General features: G+C 69.3%; 18 protein-coding genes. 7 read left to right on the plus strand and 11 right to left on the minus strand.

From position 1 onward, the window contains the following. Nucleotides 1–23: 23 nt before the first annotated feature. Nucleotides 24–455 (plus strand): hypothetical protein, encoded by a 432-nt coding sequence (locus EGK63_RS12495; RefSeq protein WP_125901766.1) that lies wholly within the window; start codon nt 24–26, stop codon nt 453–455. 3 nt (nt 456–458) lie between these two features. Then, the gene (locus tag EGK63_RS12500) at nt 459–989 is read left to right on the plus strand and encodes a shikimate kinase (protein WP_125901767.1); all 531 of its coding nucleotides are present in this window, start codon (nt 459–461) and stop codon (nt 987–989) included. 4 nt (nt 990–993) lie between these two features. Here EGK63_RS12500 and EGK63_RS12505 read toward each other — a convergent pair whose 3' ends face one another. From EGK63_RS12505 to EGK63_RS12555, 11 genes are all read right to left on the minus strand, one after another. After that, nucleotides 994–1,437 carry an HK97 family phage prohead protease gene (locus tag EGK63_RS12505; protein ID WP_125901768.1) on the minus strand — a complete coding sequence of 148 codons (444 nt, stop codon included), beginning with the start codon at nt 1,435–1,437 and terminating at the stop codon, nt 994–996. Then, nucleotides 1,434–1,649, minus strand: coding sequence for a hypothetical protein (locus tag EGK63_RS12510; RefSeq protein ID WP_234288076.1), 216 nt, complete (start codon nt 1,647–1,649; stop codon nt 1,434–1,436). Before EGK63_RS12510 ends, EGK63_RS12505 begins: the two co-directional genes overlap by 4 nt. 8 nt (nt 1,650–1,657) lie before the next feature. Continuing rightward, the gene (locus tag EGK63_RS12515; RefSeq protein WP_125901770.1) at nt 1,658–2,836 is read right to left on the minus strand and encodes a phage portal protein; all 1,179 of its coding nucleotides are present in this window, start codon (nt 2,834–2,836) and stop codon (nt 1,658–1,660) included. A 103-nt stretch (nt 2,837–2,939) separates the two neighbouring features. Beyond that, on the minus strand, nt 2,940–3,482 hold the full coding sequence (locus EGK63_RS12520) for a hypothetical protein (RefSeq protein WP_125901771.1): 543 nt from the start codon (nt 3,480–3,482) through the stop codon (nt 2,940–2,942). 407 nt (nt 3,483–3,889) lie between these two features. Then, nucleotides 3,890–5,134, minus strand: a complete 1,245-nt coding sequence (locus EGK63_RS12525) for a DNA-packaging protein (RefSeq protein ID WP_243637682.1) — start codon at nt 5,132–5,134, stop codon at nt 3,890–3,892. Next, complete coding sequence (locus tag EGK63_RS12530; RefSeq protein WP_125901772.1) at nt 5,034–5,489, minus strand: hypothetical protein; 456 nt, start codon at nt 5,487–5,489, stop codon at nt 5,034–5,036. Before EGK63_RS12530 ends, EGK63_RS12525 begins: the two co-directional genes overlap by 101 nt. A 121-nt stretch (nt 5,490–5,610) precedes the next feature. Next, complete coding sequence (locus tag EGK63_RS12535) at nt 5,611–8,022, minus strand: PAS domain-containing protein (RefSeq protein WP_125901773.1); 2,412 nt, start codon at nt 8,020–8,022, stop codon at nt 5,611–5,613. 32 nt (nt 8,023–8,054) lie between these two features. After that, nucleotides 8,055–8,534 carry a YcgN family cysteine cluster protein gene (locus EGK63_RS12540; RefSeq protein WP_125901774.1) on the minus strand — a complete coding sequence of 160 codons (480 nt, stop codon included), beginning with the start codon at nt 8,532–8,534 and terminating at the stop codon, nt 8,055–8,057. Between the two features lie 42 nt (nt 8,535–8,576). Next, nucleotides 8,577–8,915, minus strand: coding sequence for a multidrug efflux SMR transporter (locus EGK63_RS12545; RefSeq protein ID WP_125901775.1), 339 nt, complete (start codon nt 8,913–8,915; stop codon nt 8,577–8,579). Further along, nucleotides 8,912–9,502 (minus strand): TetR/AcrR family transcriptional regulator, encoded by a 591-nt coding sequence (locus tag EGK63_RS12550; RefSeq protein WP_125901776.1) that lies wholly within the window; start codon nt 9,500–9,502, stop codon nt 8,912–8,914. Before EGK63_RS12550 ends, EGK63_RS12545 begins: the two co-directional genes overlap by 4 nt. A 47-nt stretch (nt 9,503–9,549) precedes the next feature. Further along, a complete protein-coding gene (locus EGK63_RS12555) occupies nt 9,550–10,143 on the minus strand; it encodes a hypothetical protein (RefSeq protein WP_125901777.1) in 594 nt (197 codons plus the stop codon). 97 nt (nt 10,144–10,240) lie between these two features. Here EGK63_RS12555 and EGK63_RS12560 point away from each other — a divergent pair, with 97 nt between their 5' ends. The 5 genes from EGK63_RS12560 to EGK63_RS12580 all read left to right on the plus strand — a co-directional run bounded on the left by EGK63_RS12560 (nt 10,241) and on the right by EGK63_RS12580 (nt 18,107). Then, nucleotides 10,241–12,058: an ABC-F family ATP-binding cassette domain-containing protein gene (locus tag EGK63_RS12560; RefSeq protein ID WP_125901778.1), complete on the plus strand. Its 1,818-nt coding sequence runs from the start codon at nt 10,241–10,243 to the stop codon at nt 12,056–12,058. A 186-nt stretch (nt 12,059–12,244) separates the two neighbouring features. Further along, a complete protein-coding gene (locus EGK63_RS12565; RefSeq protein WP_125901779.1) occupies nt 12,245–13,789 on the plus strand; it encodes a S10 family peptidase in 1,545 nt (514 codons plus the stop codon). Nucleotides 13,790–14,458: 669 nt separating this feature from the next. Beyond that, a complete protein-coding gene (locus tag EGK63_RS12570; RefSeq protein ID WP_243637683.1) occupies nt 14,459–15,487 on the plus strand; it encodes an ABC transporter substrate-binding protein in 1,029 nt (342 codons plus the stop codon). Between the two features lie 80 nt (nt 15,488–15,567). Then, nucleotides 15,568–16,992: a hypothetical protein gene (locus EGK63_RS16965; RefSeq protein WP_165906605.1), complete on the plus strand. Its 1,425-nt coding sequence runs from the start codon at nt 15,568–15,570 to the stop codon at nt 16,990–16,992. Beyond that, a complete protein-coding gene (locus EGK63_RS12580) occupies nt 16,989–18,107 on the plus strand; it encodes a DUF2336 domain-containing protein (protein ID WP_125901781.1) in 1,119 nt (372 codons plus the stop codon). The genes EGK63_RS16965 and EGK63_RS12580 overlap by 4 nt, the downstream gene beginning before the upstream one ends. Nucleotides 18,108–18,170 lie beyond the last annotated feature (63 nt).

Consider the following 18,170-nt stretch of genomic DNA (forward strand, 5'->3'; position numbering starts at 1 on the left):
TCCTCGGATCAAGGGATGGATCAATGTTCAAGATCGCCGTCGCCGCCGTGTCTGCAGCTGGGCTCATGTCATGCACGGCGCATGACGCTTCGGCTCAACGCCTCTCCGCCGCCTCGCCGTCAGAAGCGCCGCGCGTCTCGCCGGACCGGGGCCGCCTTTCGGCCTACACCTCGATCAATCTGCGGATGTTCGAGACCCTCGGCGCCTGCGAGCACCTCAATCGCGACGGCGCCGGCGATCAGGCTTTCTCGGCCCATCTCCGCCGCCACGCCCCGGCCGCCGATCAGGCCGAACGACGCGCCCTCCGCGCGGCCTACGACCGAGGCCGGACGCCCGCCGTCGCCGCCCGCCAGACGGCCGAAACCTGCGCCATCGCCATGCGCGGCTACGACCAGGAAACGCCCGAACTGCACGGCCGCCGCGACGATCGCCCCCTCGCCTCGCCCAAGCTCTGAGCCATGCGGATCGTCTTCCTCTACGGCCCCGTCGGCGCGGGCAAGCTGACCGTCGGCCGCGAACTGGCGCGCCTGACCGGCCTGCCGCTGTTCCACAACCACTTCGTCGTCGACGCCGTCGGCGCCGTGTTCGACTTCGGCTCCGAGCCCTTCATCCGCTTGCGCGAAGCCTTCTGGCTCCAGACCTTCGCCGAGGCGGCCCGCGCCGGGCGCTCGCTCATCTTCACCTTCGCGCCCGAGGCCACGGTGGACCCCGGTTTCCCCGCGCGCGTCCAGGCGGCCGTCGAACCGTTCGGCGGCGTCGTCACCTTCATCGCCCTGGCCGTCTCGCCCGAGGAACAGGAACGCCGGATCGTCCAGCCCAGCCGCGCCGCCTTCGGCAAGCTCCAGTCGGTCGATCTGCTGCGCCGCCTCCGCGCCGAGTTCGACGCCAGTCTGGCCGCCATGCCGCCCGCCGACCTGACCATCGACACCGAGGCCTGCTCACCGCCCCAGGCCGCCGAGCGCATCGCCGCCCACCTGGCCGACCGATAGGCCGTCAGGCGTCAGGCCCCCGCACCCCGAACCGCGCCCCCGGCAGCATCGGAAACGTCACCAGCGACACCTCCCACAGCTCGACCGCGCTCAGCACCCTCAAGCGCCCCTCGCGCCGCGCCTTCATCGCCCGAAAGCCGATCGACAACCCGTCCAGCGCCCCGGCCCGCGTCAGGACGGCGGCGTAGCGGGCCTCGGCGGACCAGTCCTCGATCCGCCCCTCGACCCACAGGCCGCGCTCGTCCTCGACCATCCGGTCCCAGACGCCGACCACGGCGCGGCTCTCATGCTGATGCAGCATCCGCACCCCGCCCGCGCCGGTCTTGGCCAGGCTCTCGGCGAAAACGCCGCGCGCCGTCACGTCCCCGTTCAGGTCCGCCACGCCCCACAGGGAGGCGTAGCCGGCGATAGCCAGCCCCGCCCTTGTCCGGCTTGTCGCCGCCATCATTTCTCCTCCAAACGCCGCTCGATCCGCTCGACCGCCGCGCGCGTCGCTTCGCCCTGGGCCTCCAGCCGCGCCAATCGCTCGGCGACCAGCCTCTGCTCGCCCACGCGCTGCTCCAGCGTCGCGATCCGCGCCGCCGCCCCGCCTGCCCAAACCAGGCCCCCGATAGTCTGCACCAGCAAGGCCGCGATCAGGGCGACGGGCATCTTCTTCATCGCCTCCATCACGCCTCCACCCCGGCCATCCGGCGCCGTTCCTCGTCAGTCAGGAAGCTCGCGGCATTCAGCCGCGCCCACAGCGCGTCCCGTTCGACCTGCAACGCCGGAACCGCATCCAGATCCGGCTCGACCCGGCAATCGACGAAGCGGCTCCCCAGCCACCCCGTCATCGCCCCCGCCGCCTTCCGCACCAGCGGGATCACTGTCCCGCGCCAGAAGGCCGCGTTCGCCTCGCGATAGTTGGCGTAGGTCGCATCCCCGGGAATCCCCAGCAGCTGCGGCGGCACGCCGAACGCCAGGGCGATCTCCCGCGCCGCCGCGTGCTTGCCGGCGATGAAGTCCATGTCGTGCGGCGTCAGGCTCATCGGCTTCCAGTCCAACCCGCCTTCCAGCAACAACGGCCGCCCGGCGTTGCGCGCCCCGGCATGGGCCTCGCCCAGCTCCGCCTTCAGCGCCTCGAACTGATCCGCCGTCAGCCGCTCCCCGTCCTTGGCGCCATAGACCAGCGCCCCCGACGGCCGCGCCGCATTGTCCAGCAGCGCCTTGTTCCAGGCCCCCGACGCATTGTGCACGTCGATGGCGAAGGCCGCCGCCTCCAGCGGTGAAAACCCGTAATGATCGTCCGTCGGGTGAAACAGCTTCAGGTGCATGACCGGCGACCAGCCGTCGCCATGCCGCCCGATCCGCACCGCGCGCCCGCCGACCGCATACTCATAGGCTTCCGGCCAGCCCGCCCGTCCCGGAACCACCTTCACCCGATCCGGCCTCAGCGCCCACAGCTCGTCCGGCGCCCCGTCGCCGTCGGCGTCGCCGGTCGCCTCGACATAGGCGTTGCCCGCCGTCTGCAGCGCGCCGTACAGCGCCTCCATCAACTCCCCGCCCGACTGATCGGGATTGGGCTTGGCCAACAACCGCGCCAGCGGATGGTCCGCCGTCCGCACGCCCCCGACCATCACCATCAAGGGCGTCGAGGCCGCCGCCTCCGCGATCATCCGCACACAGCGATAGGCCACGGCGTTCTTGCCGAATCCCTCGTCCGCCAGATGGGCGTAGTCGCGCGGCGTCCACCGCGCCCGGCCCGCCCCAGTCAAGGCGATCAGCGGCCCCGTGCGGCTATCCTTGATCTCGGGCGCAGAAACACGCCGCCGACCGAACGGTCGTCGCCAATCCATATGGTTCTCCATCAAGAGCTCGACCTCTCAGCAACGGAGGGAGCGCATTCGCTATAGAAAAAGGCGCACCAAATCAGGTGCGCCTTCCTTAAGTTCAGCTGTATTTTCAGATGGGCTACGCCAGCGCACAGCCATTAAAACCACCCGAAAGATCGATAGCGGCAGTATTAGCTCTATCCACCGAAATATTCTTATCGCCGCGCCGCCCAGATGCCGAAAAAAATACGTTCAGCACAGTCAGGTAAACTCTGGACAATATAGGATCAGAGGCTGCACTAGCGGCAAGACCATTCACAACAAAGACAGCAAAAAGCTCCTGCTTATCCTTAGGCATAGATTCCAAATCAAAGGCCAAAATTCTGGATCTTTCGCTAACAATTGGCCTCGACGCCTTCAGTCTTCCGCCCAATATATGTAGGGCCAGCTGACGAGCATGTGTAGGGGCTCCAGCATTTCTTGAAAAAGAGGCTACAAAATCGATGACGCTTTCAGGTGTCGCATCATCGCTAATCAAGCGCTGTGCCGCACGGTAATAGTTATCAAGAAATTCAGATGAGGCTTGCAAATCGCGATGGTGGCACCGCGCCCAAGTGAGCATGATCCACGTCACGGCGAAGGCGCAAACCGCTGTGGCGGCGAGAGGCGCAAATGATTGCATTACACTTCTCCCTGATCGTAACGACGTTCTGCAGCATCTGACATTGCCACCGCATTAACAAGAATCCAATGGGTCATCTGGTTCCGCCCTGCCCCGTGCCGCTGCCTTTTTGCTGCCTTTGGCGACGCTGGCCTACGCTGTTAGCGATCTTTCGCTCCATCTCTTTGCGCTTGTGCGTGACGCGACGCTGCTCAGCAACAGCAGCAGAAACAGCCGATATAATGGCCGGCGAGCGCCAAGCTAGGATTCCAACCAGCAGCCAAAGCGGCCCAAGGCGAACTAGCACATTCAGCCAGGCGCTAAAATTCTCGCCGAGTTCAAGTTCCAAAGCTGCCAAATCCCCCAAGATTCGCAGCAACTTAGCTAATAGAACAGCATTACCGCAATAGCGACGCTTTACGCCATCGTCACAACGCCCGCAACCTCGGCTGCGTCTTCCCGGCCAGCAGCAGATGTGTCAGCGCCCAGACCAGCGCATCCGCCCGATCCGGGCTCTGGCTCCCCGGCGTCTCGCTCCCCAGCGCCATCATCTCTTCCTCCAGCGCCGGAAACGCGCCGCAGTGGACCACCCGCCCCTGCTCATACAAGGCCGCCACCGGCTCCGCCCGCGCCTTCTTCGACCGGCTGGCGTGGACCAGCCTCACCTGCGCCGGACAGTCCGCCTGCCCCAGCAGGGTGCGCACCATCTCCCCGCCCTGATTGGCCTCGGCCAGCACCAGGTCAGCCTCGAACTCCCGCGCCGTCTCGGCCACGCGCCGCGCCCAGCCCGCAGGCGACAGCCCCCGCGCCGAGCGATCCGCCAGCACATAGCCCGTCTTATCTTTGCGCCCCGCGACCACGATCCCACAGGCGTCGCCGTGGGCGCTGGCGGGCGGATCGACCGCCACCACCACCCGCTCGAACTTCGCCGGTCGGCTTCCCCGCGCCCGCGCCAGATCCTCGGCCCGAAACAGGGCGCCGTCGGCTTCGACCACCAGCCCCTCCATCTCCTGCGCCTCCAGCCGCGTCCCGGCGTAGAGCGCCTGCAGATGCCCGAGAAACCCCGGCGCCAGATTGTCCGCATTGTTCTTGGTCGCCAGCCGCGCCTTCACCACCCCCGGCTCGGCCAGCAACCGCCTCAGCGCCGGGATCGGACGCGGCGTCGTCGTGATCGCCAGCTTGGGATCCGCCCCCAGCCGCAGCCCGAACCTCAGGTTCGACAGCGTCGCCTCGATGTTCCTCCAGGCGCAGAATTCATCCGCCCAGGCCGCATGAAACTGCGGCCCCCTCAGACTGTCCGGGTCTTCCGCCGAAAACGCATAGGCCGCCGCGCCCGAGGGCCAGACCAGTCTGCGCCGCCCCGCCTCCCAGCGCGGCCGGTTGTCGCCCGGCGCCTGGGCCTTCAGCCCCGACGGCCCCTCGACCATCACCTCGCGCACGTCGTGCAGCGCCGGACCCACCAGGGCGAAGGTGCGATCCTCCGTCTTGGCCAGTTCATTCATCCAGAACCCGCCCGCGAAGGTCTTGCCCGACCCGCGCCCGCCCAGCAGCACCCAGGTCCGCCAATCCGTGTCAGGCGGCGGCCAGACCTGATCGTCGTTCAGCCTCGGCGTCGCCTTCAGCAGCCGCAGCAACTCCTCGCGCGTCGCCCGTTCCAGCCGCTGCTGCGCCAAACCCCTTGCGCTCGGCGACCCCGAGAAGATGATCGAGACGAGACTGCAGCTCTGCCCGCACGGCCCGTTCTTCGTCATCGGTGATGTCACGATCGTCTTCGCTCATTCCGTCCTCTTCAGGGTCGCGAGGCTTTCGAGGGGGCGAAGCCGCCAAGGCCGCCACAGCCTTGGCCGTGCGGGCCAGCACGCCGATGGCGCGCCCCCGCTTCTCGGCCTCGGCCACATCGGTCGGAGGCTCCGCGGCGGCCACCACGGCGATCGCCTCGTCGGTCAGCTGCATCAGCCGCCCCAGCGCCCCATCCAGCCACTGCGCGACCGCCGCCGCCCGCCCCGCCTCGTCCCCTTTTCCCGCCATGACCGAACCATAGCGGACCAGCGTCCTCAGGCTGACAACCAGCCTCCAGAACGTCGAAAAGCCGGGAATTTACAGGGATCGGCGCCCCCGGCTGCGATAGCCGGGACGAGATGGCCTTCGCCTAGCCCGCCATCGCGGTCGGCCCGTCGCCCGTCAGCCACCGCGTCAAGGCGGCGGCCAGTTCGGCGATCTGGATCGGCTTGGCCAGGTGTCCGTCCATGCCCGCCTCCAGGCAGCGCGCCACCTGCTCAGCCTGGACGTTGGCGGTCAGGGCCAGGATCGGCGTCCGGCGCCCCGTGCCCGCCTGCATCCGGCGGATCTCGCGCGTGGCCCTCAGCCCGTCCATGACCGGCATGTGCACGTCCATCAGCACCAGGTCATAGGCGCCCGAATGCACGGCGTGGACCGCCTCAGCCCCGTCGGCCACGGCGTCGATCTCCAGCCCCAGATTGCGCAGGATGGCGCTGACCAGTTCGCGGTTGGCGGCCGCGTCGTCGGCCATCAGCACCCGACCGCGGATCGCAGGGTCCGCCGCCTGTCCCTGGCGCGTCTCGACCGTTTCATCCTCGGCCTCGGCCACGGCCAGCGGCGCCTCGAACCAGAAGGTCGAGCCCTGCCCCGGGGTGCTGTCCACCCCAATCCGCCCGTCCATCAGCTCGACCAGACGGCGTGAAATCGCCAGACCCAGCCCCGTCCCGCCATAGACCCGCGTCGTCGAGGCGTCGGCCTGGGTGAAGCGGTGGAACAGCTCATCGACCTTTTCGGCCGGAATACCGATGCCGGTGTCGCTGACCGTCGCACGCATACGCCACAGACCGTTCTCGTCGAACCGCCCGTCCAGCGTCAGCGTCACCTCGCCCCGCGCCGTGAACTTCACCGCATTGGACAGGAAGTTCAGCATCACCTGGCGCAGCCGCCCCTTGTCGCCGGTCAGGCGCGCGGGCGTATCGGCGGCCACCACCACGCGCAGGGTCAGCCCCTTGAGCGAGCACTGGCTTTCGATGATGGCGGCGGCGCCGTCCACCAGGGCCCGCGTGTCGAACGGCTCGGGGTCCATCTCGATCGCGTCGGCTTCCAGCTTGGAATAGTCGAGGATGTCGTTGATGACGCCCAGCAGGGCCTCCGACGCCGTGGCGATACGCTCGACATAGATGCGCTCTTCCGGCGGCAGATGCTCCGACCCCTGCAACAGGCCGGAGAAGCCGATCACGCTGGTCAACGGCGTCCGCAGCTCATGGCTCATATTGGCCAGGAATTCGCTCTTGGCCTGAACCGCCGCCTCGGCGGTCTCCTTGGCTTCCAGCACCTCCGCCTCCAGCGCCTTGCGCTGGGTCATGTCGCGGATCACCACCACCACGTCGTCGACATGGCCGTGTTCGTCCCTCAGCGCCTTGAAGGTGCACTCGACCCAGACGGTCTCGCCATTCTTGTGCACCGCCCGGTGCTCCAGACGGGTCGGCTCGCCGCTCTTCACCGCCTTGCCGATGGCGCCCAGCACCAGGTGCCGGTCCTCGGGGTGGACATAGTCGGTCGACTGCCCGGTCATCTCTTCAAAGGTCCAGCCCAGAAGCTGCTGGATCGCCGGCGAGATGTATTTGCTCGACCCGTCCATCTTGACCCGGGTGATGACGTCGCCGGTGTTCTCGGCCAGCAGGCGATAGCGACGCTCATTGGTCTGGGCCGCCCGCAGCAGGCCCTCGCGCTCGGTCACGTCCTGCATGACGCCGAACAGGGCGATCACCCGGCCGGTGGCGTCCTTCTCCGCGGCGCCCTCGGCCGCCACGACGCGCTCGACGCCGTCAGCCCCGACCAGCCTCAGCTTAAAGGTATAGCCTTCGCCCGTCTTCAACGCCCGCTCGACCAGGCGTTGAATCTCCGCGCGATCGTCTTCGTGATAGTGGCTGAACACGTCCTCCAGCGTGGGCGAGAAGGCGCCCGGCGCGATCGCATGGATACGGTAGATCTCGTCCGACCAGGTCACGGCCCCGGTCACGACCTCATAGCGCCAGCGCCCGACCCCGACCATGTCCTCGGCCAGCCGCAGCGTCTCCAGACGCGCCGCCTCCTGGCGCATGGCCTCGGCATGCTCCATCAGCTCGCCCGCCAGCCCGGCCAGCTCGCGGATCAGCCGCAGCTCCGTCTCGGTCGGCGCCGGACGCGGCTTGACGTCCATCACCCCGATGGCGCCCGCCGCGCGGCCGTCGGCCCCGCGCACCGTGGCCCCCAGGAAGAAGCGCACGCGCGGCTCTCCGACCACCATGGGGTGATCGCGATAGACCGGATGCTCCAGCGCGTCCTCGACCACCACCACGGCGTCGACGCCCATGCCCGCCAGGGTGTGGCTGACGCTGCTCATGCGCGGGATGCTGGTCTCGTCCAGGCCTACGCCGGACAGGAAGACGGCCCGTTCCTCGTCCAGCACGGTGATCATGGCGTGGGGCGCGCTGAACGCCGCGCAGGCGATCGCCGTCAGCCGATCGAAGGCGTCACGCCCGCCCGCCGCAGATTTCGATTGTGTCGCGACAATAGCCATTTTCGCCCCCACCCTGGCCCGCCCCCAACGAATTATTCGTTAGCGACGCCCCGTTCGCCCATCCATTCCGGCGCTTCGAAGTCCAGCGCGTCCTCCGGCTCCTTCAACGCCAGTTCCGAAATCGTCTGACGCCGCACCGACACCCCGGCCGTGTGCACCGTCTCCGGATCGCCGGACACCAGCGGATGCCACCAGGCCAGCGTCCGCCCTTCATCCAGCCGGCGATAGGCGCACGACAGCGGCATCCATTTCAGCCGCTCGATGTTGTCCGGCGTCAGCTGCACGCAGTCCGGCACCTCGGTCTGACGCTGGGCGTAGTCGGTGCAGGTGCAGCGGTCCGGGTCGAACAGCTTGCAATGGACGTGCGTCGGAATGATCTGGCCCGTGTCCTCATCCTCAAACCGGATGACGCAGCACAGGCCGCAACCGTCGCACAGGCTCTCCCACTCGGTCGGAGACATCTCCGCCAGGGTCTTGGTTTCCCAGAAAGGCTTGGGCGACGTGGAATTCATGGGCGCGCCCTATACGCCCCAAATCCCCGTCTGTCGCGGCTTTCAGTGAGTCACGCTCTTGGAGAAGACGTTGATCACCACCACCCCGCCGATGATCAGCGCCAGGCCGACGATCGCCGGAACGTCCAGCTTCTGCTTGAACAGGAACAGGCCGATCACCGAGATCAGCACCACCCCCAGCCCGCTCCAGATGGCGTAGGCCAGCCCCACCGGCATCTGCTTCAGCGCCAGGGTCAGCAGATAGAAGGCGACGCCGTAACACACCGCCAGCCCCGCCGTCGGCCAGGGTCTGGTGAACTGCTGCGACTGCTGCAACAGGGTCGTGCCCATCACTTCAAAGCCGATCGCCCCCAGCAGGGCCAGCCAGGTCGTCGGGTTCATTCAGCGGCCTCGCCATAGGCGTCCGTCAACAGGCTGCCCGGCGTCAGCAGTGACAGAAGGGCCTTCCTCTGCTCCGGCGACACCTCATGCGTGCCGAACAGATCGGTCATCCACAGGCCGTCGGCGATCAGTCGCAGCATCAGGGCGTCGTCCCGGCCCATGGCGTCTTCCGGGTCGTCGACCGCCAGGCTGCGGATCGCCGCGCGCCAGCGTGGGATCAGGCTCGGCTCGATGGCGCAGGCGACGAGGGCCGCGCGGCCGATGCTGAGGTCGCGCTCCGTCGCCGGTTCGTTGACGATCGTCCTCAGATAGGCCCGCGCGTTGCGGCCATAAGGGTTGGGGTCGCGCGCCGCCTCCGCCAGAACCGTCGTCGTCATCTCGATCGCCAGGTAGTCGATCACCCCTTCGAGCAAGGCCAGCTTATTGGGGAAGTGGTGCAGCAAGGCGCCCTTGCTGAACGGCAGACGCGCCACGACCGCATCCAGCGTCACCGCCATCGCCCCTTGGTCGGCGGCGATCTCGATGGCCATTTCTATGATCTGGCGACGGGTGTCTTCGGGCGTGCGGCGGATGGTTTGCGTGTCCATGACGCTTTACATACCAACTGGACGGTATGCGTCAAGCCAAGACTCGCTCAGGCCCGTCTCGCTCTCCGCCGCGCCAGATAGACCCCGACCACCGTCGCCACCGTCAGGATCATGCCCAGGAAGACGGCGCCCAGCCCCATGAAGACCGTGGAGAACAACTGCCCCATGAACCCTTGTCCCACGGCGATCACCGTCTGCGGCCCGACCTGCCCGTCATAGTCGGCCGAAATCCTGTAGGTTCCGGCTCGTTCGACGCGGAACACGTTGATCGCCTCGCCCTGACGCCCGCCCAGTGTGTAGGTGGAGCTTCCCATGGGCGCGCTCACGGCCACCGGCGCGCCGTCCTCCGCCTCGACGCGGACGGCCAGACCGGGCACTTGATCGACCGCATAGACCCGGCCGTCGACGACGCTGCGATATTCCAGAAAGACCGTGTGCCGGCCCGGCTCCAGCCGCAGTTCGCGCGCGCCCGGCACGACGATCTGCTCCAGCCCGTCGTCCAGCTTCGACAGTTGCGTGAACAGCACTGCGCCCATGGCCGCGAACCCGCAGATCATGGGCAACGCCGCCAAGGCGTACCAGCCCCGGCCCGGTCCCTTCTTCGCGGCGCGACCGTCTCTTGCCGAGGCGCTCAGATCCATTCCACCCTCCGTCGTCAACGCCCGCGACTACAGCCCGCCGCCAGGGAAGCGTCAACGCCGATGGCCGAAGCGACGGTCAGTCGCTATATGCGCCCCCATGGCCGCCAGACCCCCCCTTGTCGCTCTCAAAGACGTCCGCCTTCAGGACGGTCCCCGCCCGCTGTTCGACGGCGTCGACATGGCGATGGAGCCGCGCAGCCGCGCAGCCCTGGTCGGCCGCAACGGGGCGGGCAAGTCCACCCTGATGAAGGTGGTCATGGGTCTGATCGAGCCGGACTCGGGCGACCGCTCGGTCCAGGCCGGCACCCGCTTCGCCTATGTCCCGCAGGAGCCGGTCATCACCGGCGAGACCCTGGCCGACTACGCCGCCTCGGGCGAGGCCGAGCGCTGGACCGCCGAAAGCTGGCTGGAGACCTTCGGCCTCGACCCGAACAAATCCACGCAAGGCCTGTCCGGCGGCGAGATTCGCCGCGCCGCCCTCGCCAAGGCCTTCGCCGAAGAGCCCGACCTGCTGCTGCTGGACGAGCCGACCAACCACCTCGACATCCTGGCCATCGAACTGCTGGAGAACGAGCTGATCCAGGCCCGTTTCGCCCTGCTGGTGGTCAGCCACGACCGCGCCTTCCTGAACCGCGTCACCGACACCGTCCACTGGCTGGAAGGCCGCAGGGTCCGCACCCTCAACAAGGGCTTCGTCGAGTTCGACGACTGGGCGGCCAAGGTCATGGAGGAAGAGGCCGAGTCCCTGCGCCGCCTGACCAAGCGCATCGAGGCCGAGACCTACACCTTCTACCGCTCCATCACCGCCCAGCGCACCCGCAACGAGGGCCGCGCCCGCGCCCTGCAGCAGATGCGTCTGGACCGGGCCGAACGGGTCAAGGATCTGCCGCGCGAGCTGAACCTCGGCGTCGATTCCGGCGCCGTCTCGGGCAAGCTGGTGGCCGACATCAAGGGCGTCAGCAAGGCGTTCGGCGACCGCGCCATCTTCCGCAACCTGACCACCCGCATCATCCGCGGCGACCGTCTGGCCATCGTCGGCCCCAACGGCGCGGGCAAGACCACCCTGGTCAAGGTGCTGCTGGGCGAACTGGCCCCGGACGAGGGAACCGTCCGCATGGGCGCCAACCTGGAATCCCTCTACCTCGACCAGTCGCGCGAGGGGCTGAAGTCGGACATGACCCTGTGGGACGCCCTGACGCCGGGCGGGGGCGACAGCATTCTGGTGCGCGGGCGCTCCATGCACGTCGCCGCCTACGCCAAGGACTTCCTGTTCCAGGAGGCCCAGCTGAAGCAGCCCATCTCCACCCTGTCGGGCGGCGAGCGCAACCGCCTGCTGCTGGCGCGGGCGCTGGCCCAGCCCGCCAATCTGCTGATCCTCGACGAGCCGACCAACGACCTCGACATGGACACGCTGGAGAAGCTGGAGGAGCTGCTGGAATCCTACGACGGCACCCTGATCCTGGTGTCGCACGACCGCGATTTCGTCGACCGCCTGGCCACCTCGACCATCGCCCTCAACGGTCGCGGCGACGTGGTCGAGACCCCCGGCGGCTGGCGGGACTTCCTGCGCCAGAACCCCGGCTTCCTCGCCCCGCCCCCGACCCACGCCGAGGCAGCCCCCTCCGGGGCGCGTCGGGTCGAGAAGTCGGAGCTTTCCGACCGCGCCCCCAAGAAACAAGCCAAGCTCTCGTATAAGGACGCCCGCCGTCTGGAAGAGGTCGAAAAGCTGATGGAGACCCTGCCGGTCGAGATCGCCCGACAGGACGCCGTCCTGGCCGACCCCGACCTCTATGCGCGCGACCCGGCCGCCTTCGACCGCGCCATGAAGGCCGCCGAAAAGGCCCGCGCCGAGCTGGAGGCCGCCGAGCTGGACTGGCTGGAGCTGGAAGAAAAGAAGGCCGCCCTGGCGAGCTGACGAACACGCGCGCCTCGCCGCATATTCTTCGTCAAACCCCTCCGCATCCGGCCAACCCTTCCGCAACGAGCGCGGAAGCCACGGTTTACATTCGGCCCCGCTTGTCGCCTCATTCCAAGCTGGGCGGCGCTGTTCGCGCGCCCGGCTCTCGAGGGGGAGCCGCGTAAACCAACTGGGGGTTTATCCATGAAGAGACTGCTTGTCGTCGCCGCTTCGGCGCTGGCCCTGGCCGGGCCGGCCATGGCGCAAAGCGGAGGCCAGAGCGGGCCTCAGGGCGCGCCGCGCGTCGATGTCGCCGCCGCGAACCGCACCGAAGCCGCCATCCCGCCGCCCGTCATGTCCGAGACCCGCCACACCGGCGTCTTCGGCGGCCAGCGCATCGCCTACCGCGCCATCGCCGGCGAGACCTATCTGAAGGACAAGGAAGGCAAGCCGCTCGCGGCCATGGTCTCCTACAGCTACATCAAGGAAGGTCCGACGGACCCGAACCGCCCCGTGACCTTCCTGTGGAACGGCGGCCCTGGCTCCGGCTCCCTGTGGCTGCACATGGGCGCCTTCGGGCCCAAGCGCGTGGTCGTGCCGTCGGACGCCCGCGACGACGGCGCCGCGCCCTTCCCCATCATCGACAACGTCGACTCCCTGCTGGACGTCACCGACATCGTCTTCATCGACCCGATCGGCACCGGCTTCAGCCGCGCCCTGGGCAAGACCGACCCGGCCGACTACTGGGGCGTGACCAAGGACGCCAAGTCGATCGCCGAGTTCATCCGCCTGTGGCTGAACGAGCACGGCCGCTGGAACGCGCCGAAATTCATCGGCGGCGAGAGCTACGGCACCACCCGTTCGGCGGCGGTGATCAACGAGTTGGAAGGCAGTTACACCGACGTATCGATCAACGGCATCCTGCTGATCTCGTCGATCCTCGACTTCAGCCTGGCCGCCGACGCTCAGGGCAATGAGCTGGGCTTCGTCACCACCCTGCCCTCGATGGCGGCCGCCGCCTGGTACCACGACAAGGTGCCGAACAAGCCCGCCACGGTCGAGGAATTCGTCGCCGAGGCCCGCGCCTGGGCCATCGGCCCCTACGCCTCGGCCCTGCTGAAGGGCAACGCCCTGCCCGCCGACGAACGGGCGACGATCCTACAGCAGCTGTCGCGCTACACCGGCATCTCCCAGACCTATCTGAGCAACGCCAACCTGCGCCTGTCGCCCGGCCGCTTCTACAAGGAGCTGCTGCGGGATCGCGGCCTGACCATCGGCCGTCTGGACGCCCGCTACACCGGCGTCGACTACGACAACGCAGGCGATCGCCCGGACAACGACCCCAGCTTCTACGGCATCGACGGCGCCTATACCGCCGCCATGAACGCCTGGTCGCGCGAAGGCCTGAAGTATTCGCCCGACGTGGTCTATTCCTCGATCGGCGGCACCCGGAACTGGGACTGGAACCTGCCGACCGCCGGACGCGGCGGGGCGGAATATCTGAACGTGGCTCCCTACATCGGCCGCGCCCTGCGTGAGAACAGCGGCCTGCGCGTCTGGGTGGGTCAGGGCTACTACGACTTCGCCACGCCCTTCTTCGGCGCCGAATACTCGCTGAACCGTCCGGGCTTCCCGACCGACGGCCGCATCGAGTGGCACTACTACCACTCGGGCCACATGATGTACGTGCGCGAGGACGACCTGAAGAAGTTGTCGACCGACATCCGCACATTCATCCGCAATCGCTGATGATCCGCCGCCATCCGCTCCTGCGAGCGGGTGGCGGTCGCTTTCCTGTGGACAACGCAAGACGCTGATCCGCTTCCGCGAATTTCTTCCGCCCACAGATATCCACAAACTTGCCCACCGCGTCCGGGTCGATTTCGCACAGACGCTCCGGTTTGGGCGCTTGCCCAATAACGGATTTCGCGGGAACGTCAACAGGCCGAGGGACACGGCGGCGCGGAAATCCGGGGAGACCCGGAGATCAAGCGGACCGGTCCGGCTCTCTGACCCAGGGTTCCAAGCCTCTTCGGAGGACGCGGAAACACCGAAGCAGGGCCCAGGCTCCCGATCCTTTAGCGCCTCGGCGCCGGGATCACGGAGAACCAGGCCGGGATCGACGGACGGCGCGAGGTTCGCCTTGCGGAACGCCGAAGACCAGGGGCCGATGGAACGACAGTCGAACGACGCCGGGTCCGCCCGCCGACGCTAAAGACCGACTTCCGACCCGATAGCGGCCAAGTCCAACCCGGACTTGGCGAGGGGACGCGATCCGCGATCCGACCGGCGACGGTCTGGCTCAAAGGGTTACGTCCCCTCGCTCAATTCCGGCGCATGATTTCCGGGCTGAAATCCCGCCCGGCGACGCCTCGCCGCCTTTCCAAGCGCGGCCCGCCCCCCTACACCCTAGACGTGATGACTCGCGCCCGCCTGCACCGACGCGGCCTGATGGCCGGCGCCCTCGGCCTGACCGCCCTGGGCGTCCTGTCCGCGTGCGGCCGACGCCCGGCCCAAACCGACGAATCCGGCCGGGTGCGCCTGCGGGTGGCGGCGGGCGGCCCGACGGGCGCGCTTCACGGCGGCTTCTACCAGGCCGTCGCGACCGGGGCCTATGAACGGCGCGGCCTCAACGTCGAGATTCTGGCCGGGCCGTCGGGCGCCGACATCCCCGCCCTGCTGGCCGCCAGCGCGGTCGAACTGGCCGTCGGCCGCGACAGCTTCCTGCCCCTGCGGCTGATCGCCGACCGGGCGCCGGTCAAAGCCGTGGCCGCCTTCCTGCAGAAAGATCCCGTCGTCCTGCTGGCTCACCCCGGCCAGGAGCTGGAGGATCTGACCGTCCTGCGCGGCCGCCGCATCCTGATGGAGCCGGGCGACCAGACCGGCTTCTGGACCTGGCTGCGCGCCCGCTTCGACCTGACGCCCGACCAGGCGCAGACCGGCGCCCCCGAGGACAATCTGAAGACCTTCCGCGAGGATCGCCAAAGCGTGCTGATCGCCCGCCTGACCGACGGCGCGCCCAGCCTGATTGCGCGCGAGGTCGGCTTCCAGCCCCTGGTCCTGACCCCGGCCGAGGACGGTTATCCCTCCTATTCCGGCCTGGTGCTGGCGCCCAACGCCTTCGCCCGCGACAACGCCCAGGCCCTGCGCGACTTCATCGCCGCCTCGGTCGAGGGCTGGCGCGACTATGTCCACGGCGACGGGGCCAAGGGCGACGCCCTGATCCGCCGCGCCCATCCTGACCTGCCCCAGCGCGTGCTCGACGCCGCCCGCGCCTCTCTGCGCGCCCAGGCCATGGTCGACGGCGGCGATGCGGCCCTCTACGGCCTGGGGGCCATGACCCCCGAACGCTGGCAGGCCTTCGCCGAGCAGACCCAGGACGCCTATTCCGTCGTCCCCGACTGGCGCGAGGCCTTCACCAGCCAGTATCTGCCCTCGCGCGGCTAAGACCGCCCGGCGTTAGGCGAGGATTAAGCCGCGCCGCCTAGGGTGTCCGGCTGAACGTCTTCACCTTGCACGAGGCGCCGGTGCCGCGCATCCTGACCATAGCCGCTCTTCTGCCCGCGCTCGGCGCCTCGACGGCCGCCCTGGCCCAGGCCGCGCCGTGGGCCCCGCCGCAGGCTCAGGCGCCCTATCCGCCCGCCGCCTATGATCGCCAGCTGTCCTGGCCGGGCCGCGCCCAGGTCCATCCGTCCAGCCATACGACCCCCGCCTATCCGGCCGCGCCCGCCGACGGCTTCGCCCCGCCGCAGGAAGCAGCCTACTTCGCGGCGCCCGCCGCCCAGACCGCCGCCCAGACCGTCGCCCGCCCGGCCGTCATCCCCCACGGAGGCTATCCCTGGCGCGCCGGCGCGCCGGGCTACAACCGCCAGCTGACGCCTGCCCAAGCCTGGGGCGCGCCGTCGCCGATCCCGGCCCCGCCGTCTTCGGCCAACGCCCTGACGCCCGCGCCCGACTTCCGTCCCGTGACCAACCATACCGACGCGGCCTGGGGCCCCTACGTCTCGCCCCCGGCCCAGCAGCCCGCGCCGACCTACACGCCGCCGGCGCCGTATCAGCCGACCTACCAGCCTGCGCCCTGGACGCGTCAGCCTCTCTCGGTCCCGCCCCAGCCCGTCGCGCCGCCGCCTTCGAGCGAGGCCCCCGCGCCCTACGTCCCCGAGCGCCAGCCCCAGCCCCAGCCGATAGAGCGCGCCCCGGCGCCCAGCCACGTTCCCTGGACGCGCGCCCAGCCCCAGCCGCAACCCGCGCCCCCGCCGCCCGTCCAGCGCACGCCGCCGCCCGAACCGGCGCCGATGCCTATGCCCGAGCCTGTGCGGCCGATGCCGACGCCGCCTGCGCCAGCCCAGCCCATCCCGGTCCAGCCCGCCCCGCGCGCCGTCGCGCCCGCGCCCCGACCGGCCCCGCAACCCGCCCCTGAGCCGGTCCGCCAGCCCGCGCCTGTCGCCGAGCGCATTCCTGAGCACATCCCCGCGCCGCCCGTTCAACCTCCGGCCCCGCCGCCCGCCCAGCCTGCGCCGCAGCCGACGCCTGCGCCCGCCCCGGCTCCGGCCGACCCGGCCTTCGACCCGATGGCCCCCCGCCGCGACGCGCCGATCTTCCAGTTGCAGCGCAACACGCCCCCGCCGCCTGCTGCGACGCCCGCCCCCGCTCCGGCTCAAGGTCAGGCGCCTGCAGCCCCAACGCCCCAACCTGCGCCTCAGCCCGTGTCGAACGGCGCCCCGGCCCAGCAAGGCAGCGCCCGCTACTATTCCGTCCACCGTCAGGCGGGCCGCCAGCCGGACGCCACGCCCCTGCCCGCGCCCAACTATCTGGACGCCCTGCCGGTCGAGCTGACTGAAACGCCGTCCTCCGACGACCTGGCCCAGCCGCCCGAGCCGCCCGCCGTCATGCGCGACGCCCAGGGCCGCCTGCGCGCCGCCCCGCTGGCCGATGACCCGATGCTGCCATGAGCGACGGCGCCCCCCTGCCTCCCCCGGCCGAGACCGGCTCGCGCCTGCCCGACCTGATCGCCCTGGCGCAGGAGGCGTCCAGCCCCAAGCGGCGCGCCCTGCTGCGTGAGCTGACCGACTGCTTCTTCGGCGCAGCCCAGCGCACGGAGGCCGAGACCGCCCTCTACGGCGCCGTCCTATCCGATCTGACCGACGCCATGGAGACGGCCGTGCGCGCCGAACTGGCCGAACGGTTCGCCCAGTCGCCGGACGCTCCGCATCAGCTGATCCGCCGCCTGGCCAATGACGAGGCCGAGACCGTCGCCGCCCCCGTCCTCAGCGCCTCGCCGGTGCTGACCGAGGCCGATCTGATCGGCGTGGTGCGTTCGCGCAGCCAGGGCCACCTGCGCGCCGTCAGCCGCCGCGCCGCCGTGTCCGAGGCCGTGTCCGACGCCATCGTCGAGCGCGGCGACGACGAGACCCTGGGCGTGCTGCTGGGCAACGAAGGCGCCGCCCTGTCGCGCGCCGCGACCGAAACCGCCGTCGAGCGCGCCCGCGCCAACCCGGCCCTGCACGCCGTCACGGTCGAGCGCGCCAGCCTGCCGCCCGACCTGCTGAACGACATGTATTTCGCGGTCGAGGCCCGCCTGCGTCAGCGCATCCTGGAGCAGAACGCGCGTCTGGACCCGGCCCTGCTGGAAAGCGCCCTGGCCGCCGGCCGAACCCGCGTGGCGGCCGAAGACGGCGCCCTGCCCGCCGACTACGCCGAGAGCCTGGCCTATGTCGAGGAACTGCGCGCCGCCAACCAGCTGACGCCCCAGGTGCTGGCCCGCTTCCTGCGCTCGGGCGGCCAGACCGCCTTCCTGATCGCCCTGTCGCAACTGGCCGACGTCGACTTCCACACCGCCCGCCAGATCATCGAGCGGCGCGAGCTGGACGCCCTGGCCGTGATCTGCAAGGCGGCGGACCTGGATCGCGCCCTGTTCCTGACCTACGCCGTGGTGCTGCTGAACACCGACGACAACGCCATGGGCAAGGCCCGCGCCTACGCCGGGATGTACAACGAGCTGACGCGCGAGGCGGCCCTGCGGACCCTGCGCTTCTGGCGCGCCCGCAAGGCCATGCAGGCGGCCTGACGGCTTTCGCAGCAGCATTCGGACAGCAAAACGCCCGCCTTTCGCTGGAAAGGCGGGCGTCAG

It is taken from the genome of Brevundimonas sp. 357 (assembly GCF_003938605.1).
GTDB lineage: Bacteria > Pseudomonadota > Alphaproteobacteria > Caulobacterales > Caulobacteraceae > Brevundimonas.